Consider the following 13311-nt stretch of genomic DNA (forward strand, 5'->3'; position numbering starts at 1 on the left):
CCGCGGCCGAAGGTCATGAGTGGAGAGCCGATCCACGCATGGCGTGGATCTACTTGGTGAGATGCGCTCGCGCTGCAGGAATACACCAGACCGGGGGCAGTAAATCCACGCCATGCGTGGATGAGGCCTTCTCCGGTCAGTCGACCAGGCGCAGGCGCAGTTCCTTCGGCAGCGCGAACACCATCGATTCCGGTTCGCCGTCCAGCTCGCCCACGCCGGTGGCGCCCAGCTCGGCCAGGCGCGCGAGCACACCATCGACCAGCACCTGAGGCGCAGAGGCGCCGGCGGTCACGCCGATATGCTGCTTGCCGGCCACCCACTGCGGGTCGATCTCGTGCGCGCCGTCGATCAGGTACGACTCAACGCCCTCACGACGGGCCAGCTCGCTCAAGCGGTTGGAGTTGGAGCTGTTCGGCGAGCCGACCACCAGCACCAGGTCGCAGCGCTTGGCCAGGTCGCGCACGGCGTCCTGGCGGTTCTGCGTGGCGTAGCAGATGTCGTCGTTCTTCGGGCCCTGCATCGCCGGGAAACGCTCGCGCAGTGCATCGATGATGCCGCGCGTGTCGTCCACCGACAGCGTGGTCTGGGTGGTGTAGGCGAAGTTTTCCGGCTGGTTGATCACCAGCGTGGCGACCTGCTCCACATCTTCGACCAGGTAGATCTGGCCGGTACCGGCTTCGCGGTTCCACTGGCCCATGGTGCCTTCCACTTCCGGGTGACCGGCATGGCCGATCAGCACCACGTCACGGCCGGCACGGCAGTGGCGGGCGACTTCGAAGTGGACCTTGGTCACCAGCGGACAGGTGGCGTCGAACACCTTCAGGCCACGGCGCTCGGCTTCCTGGCGCACCGCCTGGGACACGCCATGCGCGCTGAAGATCACCGTGTTGTTGTCCGGTACCTCGTCGAGTTCCTCGACGAAGATCGCGCCGCGCTGCTTCAGGTCGTCGACCACGAAGCGGTTGTGCACCACTTCATGGCGGACGTAGATGGGCGCGCCCAGCGTTTCGATCGCGCGCTTGACGATCTCGATCGCACGATCGACACCGGCACAGAAACCACGCGGGTTGGCGAGCAGCACATCCATCAGTTCAATCTCCCGGCAGCGGCCGGCTTACGGTTTCGGGTTGGCATTATCCGCCTTTTTGGCGGACTTGCCGTCGAACAGGCCAAACAGGGCGATGCCGATGGCACCCACCACGATGGCCGAGTCGGCGATGTTGAACGAGGGCCAGGTGTAGCTGCCCACGTACCACTGGATGAAATCGACCACGTGGCCGTGCACCTGGCGGTCGATCACGTTGCCGATGGCACCGCCGATGATCAGCGCATACGGCACCGCGGCCTTCCAGTTGCCGCGGGCGGTGCCGCGCAGCCACCAGGCCATCAGGCCGCTGATGGCGATCGCCAGTGCGGTGAAGAAGTACTTCTGCCAGCCACCGGCGTCGCTCAGGAAACTGAACGCCGCACCGGTGTTGTAGGTGCGGTACCAGTTCCAGAAGCCGTCGATGACCACCACCGGCTGGAACTCCGGCAGGCTCGACAGCACCCAGGCCTTGGACCACTGGTCCAGGCCGATGATGGCGGCCGACAGCAGCAGCCAGACCAGGGCGTTCGGATGCGGACGTGCGGCGCTCATCAGAACCAGCTCCGCAGTTCGCCGGCGCCGGTGACGTTGCTCACGCAGCGGCCGCACAGTTCCGGATGGTCGGCGTTGCTGCCGACATCGGCGCGGTGGTGCCAGCAGCGCACGCACTTGGCCTTGGTGGTCGGCTGGGCGCTGACGAACACCTCGTCGGTGGTCGCCGGGCGCACCTGCACGTCGCCGCTGATGAACAGGAAACGCAGTTCATCGGCCAGCGGCTGCCAGCGCGCGGCCTGCTCTTCGCTGGCGGCGATGGTGATTTCCGCTTCCAGCGCGGCACCGATGGCGCCGTTGGCACGCATCGGCTCGAGCACCTTGGCGACCTGCTCGCGCACGGCCAGCAGCTGGTCGAAGTCAGCGGCGTTGAGCTGGGCATCGGCCGGCAGCGGCGCAAGGCCGTCATACCAGGTGGTGAACAGCACGTGGCCGGCATGCTCGCCCGGCAGGTAGCCCCACAGCTCGTCGGCGGTGAAGGTCAGGATCGGCGCGACCCAGCGGGTGAACGCTTCGGCGATGTGGTACATCGCGCTCTGTGCCGAACGGCGACCATGCGAATCGGTCGGCATCGTGTACAGGCGATCCTTGGTCACGTCCAGGTACAGCGAGCCCAGGTCCACGCTGCAGAAGTTCAGCAGCAGCTGCACGATCTCGGCCATGTTGTAGCCGTCGTAGGCCGCCTTGATCTTCTCCTGCAGCTCCCACGCGCGATGCACGATCCAGCGGTCCAGCGCGACCATCTGGTCGAGCGGCTGCAGGTGCTGGGCCGGATCGAAACCGTCCAGGTTGCCGAGCAGGAAGCGCGCGGTGTTGCGCAGGCGACGGTAGGCGTCGGCATTGCGCTTGAGGATCTCCTGCGACAGCGACATCTCGTTGCTGTAGTCGGCCGAGGCAATCCACAGGCGCAGGATGTCCGCGCCCAGCTTGTTCATGATGTCCTGCGGCTCGATGCCGTTGCCCAGCGACTTGGACATCTTGCGGCCCTGCTCGTCCACGGTGAAGCCGTGGGTCAGGCATTGCTTGTACGGCGCGCGCTTGTCGATCGCCACGCCGGTCAGCAGCGAGGACTGGAACCAGCCGCGATGCTGGTCGGAACCTTCCAGGTACAGGTCGGCCGGCTTGCCGAAGCCACGCGCGGCAAGCACGCCCTCATGGGTCACGCCCGAATCGAACCAGACGTCGAGGATGTCGGTGACCTTCTCGTAGTCGGCCGCTTCGGCGCCCAGCAGTTCGGCGGCATCCAGCGAGTACCACACGTCGATGCCCTCGGCTTCGACACGGTCGGCGACCTGCTGCATCAGCTCCACCGAACGCGGGTGAATCTCGCCGGTCTGGCGATGGGTGAACAGTGCGATCGGCACGCCCCAGGTGCGCTGGCGCGAGATCGTCCAGTCCGGGCGACCATCGACCATGCTCTGGATGCGCGCCTTGCCCCAGCTCGGGAACCAGCCGACGGTGTCGATGGCGGCCAGCGCATCGTTGCGCAGATTGGCCTTGTCCATCGAGATGAACCACTGCGGGGTGGCGCGGAACACCACCGGCTTCTTGTGACGCCAGCAGTGCGGGTAGCTGTGGCGGATCGGATGGAAGGCCAGCAGCGCACCGTTGTCACGCAGCACGCCGACGATGGCCTCCTGCGCCTGCCATAGATGTTGGCCAGCCAGCACCACGTCACCGGCCGGCGGGGTCGATTCCAGGTATACGCCACGGCCGTCGATCGGGGTGATCTGGCCGGCGTTGTACTTGTCCAGCAGGCCGTACTTCTGGCTGACCACGAAGTCTTCCTGGCCGTGGCCGGGGGCGGTGTGCACCGCACCGGTACCGTCCTCGTCGGACACATGGTCGCCGTTGAGCACCAGGATCTCGCGCTCCGGGTAGAACGGATGCGCCAGCAGCTGGTTTTCCAGCGCCGCACCGGTGGTTTCACCGTGCAGCACCACCTCGTCCACGCCATAGCGCTGCAGCGCGCGCTCGGCCAGGGCCGCGGCCAGCACCAGCCAACGGCGCTTGCCGTTGTGGGCCGGGCCTTCGGCCAGCACATAGTTGATCTCCGCACCCAGCGACACCGCCAGCGAGGCCGGCAGCGTCCACGGGGTGGTGGTCCAGATCGGCACCGCCACCTCGACGTCAGCCGGCACGCTCACGCCGAACGCCTGGCCGATGGCCTGCGCGTCACGCGCGGCGTAGGCCACGTCGATCGCCGGCGATTCCTTTTCGTGGTACTCGATCTCCGCCTCGGCCAGCGCCGAACCGCAGTCGAAGCACCAGTACACCGGCTTGGCGCCGCGCACCAGGTGACCGTTGGCCACGATCTTGGCCAGCGCACGGATCTCGTTGGCTTCGAAGTCGAAGCTCAGGGTCTTGTACGGGTTGTCCCAGTCACCGGTCACGCCCAGGCGCTTGAAGTCCACGCGCTGGATGTTGATCTGCTCTTCGGCGAACTCGCGGCACTTCTGGCGGAACTCGACGGCGTCGAGCTTCACGCCCACCTTGCCCCACTTCTTTTCCACCGCGATCTCGATCGGCAGGCCATGGCAATCCCAGCCCGGCACGTAGGGCGCATCGAAGCCGGCCAGGTAGCGCGACTTGACGATGATGTCCTTCAGGATCTTGTTGACCGCGTGGCCCAGGTGGATGCGGCCGTTGGCGTACGGCGGGCCGTCATGCAGCACGAACAGCGGGCGGCCGGCGGCGTTGTCGCGCAGCTGCTGGTAGAGCCCCTGCTCTTCCCACCGCGCCAGAATGCCCGGCTCGCGCTTGGGCAGATCGCCGCGCATCGGGAATTCGGTGGCTGGCAGGTTCAGGGTGGTCTTGTAGTCCTGGCTCACGCAGTGGCTCGCAATCTATGTTCGGAAAGGATGGCGCGCGCCTGTTCGGCGTCGCGGTGCATCTGGTCGGTCAGGGCCGCCAGATCATTGAATTTTTCTTCGTCGCGCAGCTTGGCGACGAACTCCACGTCGATGTGGCGCCCGTACAGGTCGCCCTGGAAATCGAACAGGTGGGCTTCCAGCAGTGGCTCCACGCCCTCCACGGTCGGCCGGGTGCCGAAACTGGACACCGAAGGCCACGGCTGGTCGAACACGCCGTGCACCCAGGTTGCATAGATGCCCGACAGCGCCGGGGTCTTCGGGAACCGCAGGTTGGCGGTGGGGAAGCCCAGCGTACGGCCGAGCTGGCGCCCGCGCACCACGCGCCCGCTGATCGCGTACGGACGGCCGAGCAGGTCGCCGGCACGGGTGAAATCACCGTCCTGCAACAGCTGGCGGATACGGGTGCTGGAAATGCGCTCGCCATGCAGGTCGACCGCTTCGATCTCGCCCGCGCTGAAGCCCAGCTCGGCGCCCATCTCCTGCAGCAGGGCCAGGTCGCCGCGGCGGCGGTTGCCGAAGCAGAACTCCGGTCCGATCCACACTTCGCGGGCGCCCAGCCGGTGCACCAGCAACTGGCGCACGAAAGTCTCGGCCGGCATCGCCGCCATCGCCGCGTCGAAACGCAGCAGGCCGATCGCATCGACGCCCAGCTCGCGCAGGATCTCGACCTTGCTGCGCGCCAGGGTCAGCCGCGGCGGCGGCGTGCCCTGGGCGAAGAATTCACGCGGCAGCGGCTCGAACGCCACGGCCACTGCGGCCACGCCCAAGGCGCGCGCGCGGGCAACCGCGTGGCGAACCAGCGCACGATGGCCCAGGTGGAGGCCGTCGAATGCACCGATACAGACCACGCTTCCGTTGGGGAACAGCTCCCCGCCCTCGACGCTTCTGAACAGCCTGCTCATCAACTCTCGTTCCGGCCCGACCGGGGCCGCCGCTTCAATGGTGTAACCCTGAAGTATAGCCGCCACGGGCCGCGATCAATGCCCGCGCAGGTCGCGCGGGCGGAAGCCCATCGCCAGCATGGCCACCGCATAGGTCGCGCCACCGCCGCCGACCAGCAGCATCAGGCCACCGATACGGTGCCATTTGTCCATGTCGGTGAAGTCGGGAACCCAGTGCAGCAGGGCCAGCAGCACGCCGACCATGGCCAAGCAGGCCACCCCCAGCCGCGCCAGATAGCCGCCCCAGCCCGGCAGGCGCTGGTAGACGTCGGTCTTGCCCAGCCAGTACCAGAGCAGGCCCAGGTTCAGGTAACTGGACAGCGCACTGGCGATGCCCAGTGCCAGGTGCAGGCCCGGCTGCTTGCCGATGGCCGTCATCACGCCCTGTGCCTTCAGCTCCTCCGGCACCATCACCTGGTACAGCACGGCCAGCAGGGCGAAGTTGAACACCATGTTCGCCACCAGTGCGGCCACACCGGCGCGCACCGGGGTCTTGGTGTCCTGGCGGGCGTAGAAGGCCGGCAGCACCACCTTCAGCAGGGCGAACGCCGGCAGGCCGAAGCTCAGGCCGTACACCGACAGCGCGGTCATGCGGGTATCGAAGGCGGTGAACTGGCGGTACTGGAACAGGGTTGCGATCAGCGGCTCGGCCAACAACACCAGGCCCAGCATGGCCGGCACCGAGATCAGCAGGGTCATCCGCAGCCCCCAGTCCAGCGAGCGCGAGAAGCCCTCGCGGTCGGTGCTGACATGATGGCGGGCCAGCGCCGGCAGGATCACCGTGCCCAGCGCCACGCCGAACACACCCAGAGGCAGCTCCAGGAAGCGATCGGCCAGCGACAGCCACGACTGCGAGCCGTCGGGCAGCTTGGCGGCGATGAGGGTATCCAGCAGCAGATTGATCTGCGCCACCGACGAACCGAACAGGGTCGGCACCATCAGCGTCAGCACCTTGCGCACGCCCGGATGGCTCCAGCCCCAGCGCGGCAGGGTCAGCAGGTTGATGCCCTTCAGCGAGGGCAGCTGGAACAGCAGCTGCAGGAGGCCGGCGGCCAGCACCGCCCAGCCCAGCGCCAGGATCTGCTTCTCTGGAGTGCCACCCAACCGCGGCGCCAGCCACAGCGCACCGGCGATCATGCACAGGTTGAGGATGACCGGGGTCAACGCCGGCATCGCGAAGCGCTGGAAGCTGTTGAGCGCACCGCCGGCCAGTGCGGTGAGCGAGACGAACAGCAGGAACGGGAAGGTCAGGCGGAACAGGTCGACCAGCAGGGTCTGCTTGACCGGGTCGGTATCAGCACCACTTGAGAATGCGACCGCCAGCTGCGGCGCGAAGATCAGCGCCAGCGCGGTGACCAGCATCAGCACCCCACCCAGGGTGCCCGCGGTGCGAGCCATCAGTTCGCGCAGTTCGGCGTGGCTGCGGGTCTCCTTCACCTCGGTGAACACCGGCACGAAGGCGGTGGAGAAGGACCCCTCCGCGAACAACCGGCGCAGGAAATTGGGTATCCTGAAGGCAACCCAGAACGCATCGGTAACCGCATTGGTGCCGAACGTGGTAGTGATCACCTGATCCCGGACAAGTCCGAGCACCCGCGAGACCATGGTCATGCTGCTGAACGACAGCAGGCCCCGCAACATCTTCGGTGAACTCACTCAGCGTCCCTCTTGACAATCGACTTGACGTGCATTTCTCGGGCCATCATACTAGCTAGCTTGCTGTTCCCATAACACCGATTTTTTCAGGAAACCACCACCGTGGCCAATATCAAGTCCGCCAAGAAGCGCGCCAAGCAGACCGTCGTGCGCAACGCGCGCAACGTGGCTCAGCGCTCGATGCTGCGCACCGCTGTCAAGAAAGTGATCAAGGCGCTGGACGCCAACGATGCCGCCGGCGCCGAAGCCGCCTTCGCCGTTGCCCAGCCGATCCTGGATCGCTTCAGCGCGCGTGGCCTGATCCACAAGAACAAGGCTGCTCGCCACAAGAGCCGCCTGAACGACCGCATCAAGGCCCTCAAGGCCGCCTGATCCGGCGTTGCCGCCCTGCCCTTCGGGGTTGGGCTGCAGACAAAAGCCCGGCCCCGGCCGGGTTTTTTGTTGCCTGCGATCCTGGCGATCCACAGGGACCGCGCGATGCGGTAGTGCCGGCCGCTGGCCGGCAACTCCAGCGAACTGCCGGCCAGCGGCCGGCACTACCGGGCAACAAAAAACCCGGCCAAGGCCGGGCTTTTCGCTTGGAACCACAACAGCATCACTGCGCGTTGCGGGCTTCCAGCTCATCTTCCTTCTGGCGATCGAAGAAGGCCATGATCCGGCTCATGATCGGGAAGGTACCTTCGCGACCCAGCGCTGAGACCAGGAACCACGGCTCCTTCCAGCCCAGCTCGGCGACGATCTGCTCGGCTGCGGCCTGCGCCTCGTCCTCGAACATCAGGTCGGCCTTGTTCAGCACCAGCCAGCGCGGCTTGTTCAGCAGCTCCGGATCGTGCTTTTCCAGCTCGCGCTCGATCGCACGCACCTGCTCGACCGGCGAAATGCCTTCCACGCCACCTTCCATCGGCGAGATGTCCACCAGGTGCAGCAACAGGCGGGTGCGCTGCAGGTGGCGCAGGAACTGCGCACCAAGGCCGGCGCCGTCCGCCGCGCCTTCGATCAGACCCGGAATGTCGGCGATCACGAAGCTGCGGTAGTTTTCCACCTTCACCACACCCAGGTTCGGGTACAGCGTGGTGAACGGGTAATCAGCCACCTTCGGCGTTGCCGCCGAAACGGCACGGATCAGGGTGCTCTTGCCGGCGTTGGGGAAGCCCAGCAGGCCGACGTCGGCCAGCAGCTTCAGCTCCAGCTTCAGCGTGCGCTCTTCGCCTGGCTCGCCCGGCAGCGCCTGGCGCGGCGAGCGGTTGGTCGAGCTCTTGAAGTGCATGTTGCCCAGGCCGCCGCGGCCACCCTGGGCCACCAGCAGACGGTCGTTATGTTGGGTCAGGTCGCCGATGACTTCATCGGTGGCGACGTTGATGACCACGGTGCCGACCGGCACGGTGATGGTCAGGTCTTCGCCGCCCTTGCCATAAGCCTGGCGGCCCATGCCGTTCTCGCCGCGCTGCGCCTTGAAGATGCGGTCATGGCGGAAGTCGACCAGGGTGTTCAGGTTTTCGTCGGCGCGGATGTACACGCTGCCGCCCGCACCGCCGTCGCCGCCGTCCGGGCCGCCGAGCGGAATGAACTTCTCGCGACGGAAGCCAATGCAGCCGTTGCCGCCGTTGCCGGCGAACACTTCGATTTCTGCTTCGTCTACCAGTTTCATTGTTTCGATGCCTGCGATGGGCGTGGCCTGCCGGCCGCCGCCTTGAATGTTATGCCTGCCGATGGCCGGCAGCCCGGCCTGGCCGGTCTTGCGTCCACTCTAACGAAAAGCCCCGCCGAAGCGGGGCTCTTCATGCAGCACTCCCATGCCGGGGCACGGGTGCCGGCGATGCCTGGATCAGGCGTCGGCCGAGACGATGCTGACGGTGCGACGCTTCTTGGCGCCCTTGACCGAGAACTCCACCTTGCCGTCCACGAGGGCGAACAGGGTGTGGTCACGGCCCAGGCCAACGCCCGAACCCGGGTGGAACTGGGTGCCGCGCTGACGCACGATGATGTTGCCGGCTTCGATGGTCTGGCCGCCGAAGATCTTGACGCCCAGGTACTTCGGGTTGGAGTCGCGACCGTTGCGCGAGGAGCCTACGCCCTTTTTATGTGCCATGACTGCTTCTCCTGATGCTTAGCCGGCGATGCCGGTGATCTCGATTTCGGTGTAGTACTGACGGTGACCCTGACGCTTCATGTGGTGCTTGCGGCGACGGAACTTGATGATCCGGACCTTGTCAGCACGACCCTGGGACAGGACCTTGGCGGTGACGGCAGCGCCCTTCAGCGCATCGCCCAGCTTCACGCCGTCGCTGTCACCCAGCATCAGGATGTTGTCAAACTTGATCTCGCTGCCGACTTCGACTTCGAGCTTTTCAATGCGGAGCTTTTCGCCCTGCGCCACGCGGTATTGCTTACCGCCGGTGACCAGTACTGCGTACATGACCAGGCCTTCCTCTGTAGTTATTGTGGTCTGAGCTGCCGCCATCGAGGGCGGACAGGAGCGGGATTGTACGCAGATCAACCGGCGCGGGTCAAGTCACCCCCTGAACGCCGCGGGAGACGGCACCGGAACGGGATCAGATCCCTTTCCACCCCGTGAAAAGGGATCTGACCCCTGCCTGACGGCCTGTCTCACAAGGTGAGACACAGGGCTGGCATTGTCGCCCATTGCCCCCATCTGGTCACCTCGGTAGGCTGACCGATTGCCGTTCCCTGCTGGCCCGGCACCCAGCCAACGCCCCCACAACCGGATCCCCCATGGCGATGGATTTCATCCGCATCCGCGGCGCGCGGACGCACAACCTGAAGAACCTCGACCTCGACCTGCCCCGCGACAAGCTGATCGTGATCACCGGCCTGTCCGGCTCGGGCAAGTCCTCGCTGGCGTTCGACACCATCTATGCAGAAGGCCAGCGCCGCTATGTCGAGTCGCTGTCGGCCTATGCGCGCCAGTTCCTGAGCGTGATGGAAAAGCCGGACCTGGACCACATCGAGGGCCTGTCCCCGGCGATCTCGATCGAGCAGAAGTCGACCTCGCACAACCCGCGTTCGACCGTCGGCACGATCACCGAGATCTACGACTACCTGCGCCTGCTGTACGCCCGCGTCGGCACCCCGCGCTGCCCGGACCACGGCTATCCGCTGGAAGCGCAGACGGTCAGCCAGATGGTCGACCAGGTGCTGACCCTGGACCCGGAACAGCGCTACATGCTGCTGGCCCCGGTCATCCGCGACCGCAAGGGCGAGCATGCCCAGGTGTTCGACCAGCTGCGCGCGCAGGGTTTCGTGCGCGTGCGCGTGGATGGCGAGCTGCATGAAATCGATGCGGTGCCGCCGCTGGCACTGCGCCAGAAGCACACCATCGAAGCGGTGATCGACCGCTTCCGCCCGCGCGAAGACATCAAGCAGCGCCTGGCCGAGAGTTTCGAGACCGCGCTGAAACTCGGCGACGGCATGGCCTCGGTGCAGAGCCTGGACAAGGCCGAGACCGCGCCGACCCTGTTCTCCTCCAAGTACTCCTGCCCGGTCTGCGATTACTCGCTGCCGGAGCTGGAACCGCGCCTGTTCTCGTTCAACGCGCCGATGGGCGCCTGCCCCGGCTGCGATGGCCTGGGCATGGCCGAATTCTTCGATCCGTCGCGCGTGGTGGTGCACCCCGAGCTGTCGCTGGCCGCCGGTGCGGTGCGCGGCTGGGATCGCCGCAATGCCTACTACTTCCAGCTGATCGCCTCGCTGGCCAAGCACTACAAGTTCGATGTCGACGCGACGTGGAACTCGCTGCCGCAGAACGTGCAGCAGGCCGTGCTGTACGGCAGTGGCGATGAAGCGATCACCTTCACCTACTTCACCGAAGCCGGTGGCCGCACCCAGCGCAAGCACCGCTTCGAAGGCATCATTCCGAACCTCGAGCGCCGCTACAAGGAAACCGAATCGCCGGCGGTGCGCGAAGAGCTGTCCAAGTACATCAGCGAACAGCCGTGCCCGGAATGCCATGGCGCGCGCCTGAACAAGGCGGCACGCAACGTGTTCGTGGCTGACCGCCCGCTGCCGGACCTGGTGGTGCTGCCGATCGACGAGGCGCTGAAGTTCTTCAGCGAACTGAGCCTGCCGGGCTGGCGTGGCGAGATCGCCTCGAAGATCGTCAAGGAGATCGGCGAACGCCTCGGCTTCCTGGTCGATGTGGGCCTGGATTACCTGACCCTGGAGCGCAAGGCTGACACCCTGTCCGGTGGCGAGGCACAGCGCATCCGCCTGGCCAGCCAGATCGGCGCCGGCCTGGTCGGCGTGATGTACGTGCTCGACGAGCCGTCGATCGGCCTGCACCAGCGCGACAACGAGCGCCTGCTCGGCACCCTCACCCGCCTGCGCGACCTCGGCAACACGGTGATCGTGGTCGAGCATGACGAGGACGCGATCCGCCTGGCCGACTACGTGCTGGACATCGGCCCGGGCGCGGGCGTGCATGGCGGCGAGATCGTCGGCCAGGGCACCCTGCAGGACATCCTGGAGGCACCGCGTTCGCTGACCGGCCAGTACCTGTCGGGCAAGCGTGCGATCGAGATCCCCGCGCGCCGGCACAAGCCGAACCCGAAGATGACCCTGCACCTGCGCGGGGCCAGCGGCAACAACCTCAAGGGCGTGGACCTGGCGATTCCGTCGGGCCTGCTGACCTGCGTGACCGGCGTGTCCGGCTCCGGCAAGTCGACCCTGATCAACGACACCCTGTTCTCGCTGGCCGCCAACGAGATCAACGGTTCCTCGCACCCGATCGCCCCGTACAAGGAGATCGAGGGCCTGGACCTGTTCGACAAGGTGGTGGACATCGACCAGTCGCCGATCGGCCGCACCCCGCGGTCGAACCCGGCCACCTACACCGGCCTGTTCACTCCCCTGCGCGAACTGTTCGCGCAGGTGCCCGAAGCGCGTGCACGCGGCTACTCGCCGGGCCGCTTCAGCTTCAACGTGCGCGGTGGCCGCTGCGAAGCCTGCCAGGGCGACGGCCTGATCAAGGTCGAGATGCACTTCCTGCCGGACGTGTACGTGCCGTGCGATGTCTGCCATGGCAAGCGCTACAACCGCGAAACGCTGGAGATCCTCTACAAGGGCTTCAACATCAACGACGTGCTGGAAATGACCGTCGAGGATGCACTGAAGCTGTTCGAGCCGGTGCCGTCGATCGCACGCAAGCTGGAAACGCTGGTCGACGTCGGCCTGAGCTACATCAAGCTGGGCCAGAGCGCGACCACGCTGTCCGGCGGTGAAGCACAGCGCGTGAAGCTGTCCAAGGAACTGTCGCGCCGCGATACCGGCCGTACCCTGTACATCCTCGACGAGCCGACCACCGGCCTGCACTTCCACGACATCGAAGCGCTGCTGGGCGTGCTGCACAAGCTGCGCGACGAAGGCAACACGGTGGTGGTGATCGAGCACAACCTGGACGTGATCAAGACCGCCGACTGGATCGTCGACCTGGGTCCGGAAGGCGGCCATCGTGGTGGCACCATCCTCGTCACCGGCACGCCGGAAGACGTGGCGGCCTGCCCGCAGTCGTACACCGGCCAGTTCCTGGCCCGCATGCTGCCGTCCACCAGCGCGCGCCCGGAGCAGCCGGCCGCCGTGGCCAACAAGCCCGATGCGCGTCCGCCGCGCAAGGTGAAGCCTGAAAAGCCTGCCAAGGTGGCGAAGAAGGCCGTGGCCGCCAAGAGCACCGGCAAGGCCAGCAAGAGCACGTCGAAGAAGAAGGACGCCTGATGAGCAGCGAACACAAGATCCTGGCCCGCATCCCGATCAGCGTGCGCTGGCGTGACATGGACAGCATGGGCCACGTCAACAACGCCAAGTACATTTCCTACCTGGAAGAAGCGCGCGTGCGCTGGATGCTGGGCGTGGACGGCGTGTCGATGACCGACCGCATCGCACCGGTGGTGGCCGCGACCAACGTCAACTACCGGCTGCCGATCGTGTGGCCCAACGACATCCTGGTCGAACTGTTCGTCGAGCGCCTGGGCAACAGCAGCGTGACCATCGGCCACCGCATCGTCGACCAGCAGGACGAGTCGAAGCTGTACTCGGACGGCAACGTGGTGGTGGTGTGGATGGATACGCAGACCGGCAAGAGCGCGCCGCTGCCGGAGGCGATCCGCAGCGCGTCGACCTGACGCGCTTGTGATAGTGCCGGCCGCTGGCCGGCAACCTCCAGATGTATCGCGGATGCCGGCCAGCGGCC

General features: G+C 66.2%; 11 protein-coding genes. 3 read left to right on the forward strand and 8 right to left on the reverse strand.

Annotation, left to right across the window (positions count from 1 at the left end):
- Positions 1-136 precede the first annotated feature (136 nt).
- The 5 genes from ispH to murJ all read right to left on the reverse strand — a co-directional run bounded on the left by ispH (position 137) and on the right by murJ (position 7094).
- Positions 137-1087 (reverse strand): 4-hydroxy-3-methylbut-2-enyl diphosphate reductase, encoded by a 951-nt coding sequence (ispH, locus tag BKE09_RS05130; RefSeq protein ID WP_075675041.1) that lies wholly within the window; start codon positions 1085-1087, stop codon positions 137-139.
- A gap of 27 nt (positions 1088-1114) precedes the next feature.
- Positions 1115-1639: a signal peptidase II gene (gene lspA / locus BKE09_RS05135; RefSeq protein WP_075675042.1), complete on the reverse strand. Its 525-nt coding sequence runs from the start codon at positions 1637-1639 to the stop codon at positions 1115-1117.
- Entirely contained in the window at positions 1639-4470 is a 2832-nt protein-coding gene (ileS, locus tag BKE09_RS05140; RefSeq protein ID WP_075675043.1) for an isoleucine--tRNA ligase, read from the reverse strand. Before ileS ends, lspA begins: the two co-directional genes overlap by 1 nt.
- Entirely contained in the window at positions 4467-5414 is a 948-nt protein-coding gene (locus BKE09_RS05145; RefSeq protein WP_075675044.1) for a bifunctional riboflavin kinase/FAD synthetase, read from the reverse strand. The genes ileS and BKE09_RS05145 overlap by 4 nt, the downstream gene beginning before the upstream one ends.
- Positions 5415-5489: 75 nt before the next feature.
- Positions 5490-7094, reverse strand: coding sequence for a murein biosynthesis integral membrane protein MurJ (murJ, locus tag BKE09_RS05150; RefSeq protein WP_075675045.1), 1605 nt, complete (start codon positions 7092-7094; stop codon positions 5490-5492).
- 117 nt (positions 7095-7211) lie between these two features.
- Here murJ and rpsT point away from each other — a divergent pair, with 117 nt between their 5' ends.
- Positions 7212-7481: a 30S ribosomal protein S20 gene (rpsT, locus tag BKE09_RS05155; protein ID WP_005408560.1), complete on the forward strand. Its 270-nt coding sequence runs from the start codon at positions 7212-7214 to the stop codon at positions 7479-7481.
- 223 nt (positions 7482-7704) lie between these two features.
- Here rpsT and cgtA read toward each other — a convergent pair whose 3' ends face one another.
- The 3 genes from cgtA to rplU all read right to left on the reverse strand — a co-directional run bounded on the left by cgtA (position 7705) and on the right by rplU (position 9525).
- Positions 7705-8757 (reverse strand): Obg family GTPase CgtA, encoded by a 1053-nt coding sequence (gene cgtA / locus BKE09_RS05160; protein ID WP_075675046.1) that lies wholly within the window; start codon positions 8755-8757, stop codon positions 7705-7707.
- A gap of 177 nt (positions 8758-8934) precedes the next feature.
- Entirely contained in the window at positions 8935-9198 is a 264-nt protein-coding gene (gene rpmA, locus BKE09_RS05165; protein ID WP_075675047.1) for a 50S ribosomal protein L27, read from the reverse strand.
- Positions 9199-9216: 18 nt separating this feature from the next.
- Positions 9217-9525: a 50S ribosomal protein L21 gene (gene rplU / locus BKE09_RS05170; protein WP_005408557.1), complete on the reverse strand. Its 309-nt coding sequence runs from the start codon at positions 9523-9525 to the stop codon at positions 9217-9219.
- A gap of 317 nt (positions 9526-9842) precedes the next feature.
- Here rplU and uvrA point away from each other — a divergent pair, with 317 nt between their 5' ends.
- Complete coding sequence (gene uvrA / locus BKE09_RS05175) at positions 9843-12836, forward strand: excinuclease ABC subunit UvrA (RefSeq protein ID WP_075675048.1); 2994 nt, start codon at positions 9843-9845, stop codon at positions 12834-12836.
- The gene (locus tag BKE09_RS05180; RefSeq protein WP_006424673.1) at positions 12836-13243 is read left to right on the forward strand and encodes a thioesterase family protein; all 408 of its coding nucleotides are present in this window, start codon (positions 12836-12838) and stop codon (positions 13241-13243) included. Before uvrA ends, BKE09_RS05180 begins: the two co-directional genes overlap by 1 nt.
- Positions 13244-13311: the final 68 nt, after the last annotated feature.

Source organism: Stenotrophomonas sp. TD3 (genome assembly GCF_001939825.1).
Classification (GTDB): domain Bacteria; phylum Pseudomonadota; class Gammaproteobacteria; order Xanthomonadales; family Xanthomonadaceae; genus Stenotrophomonas.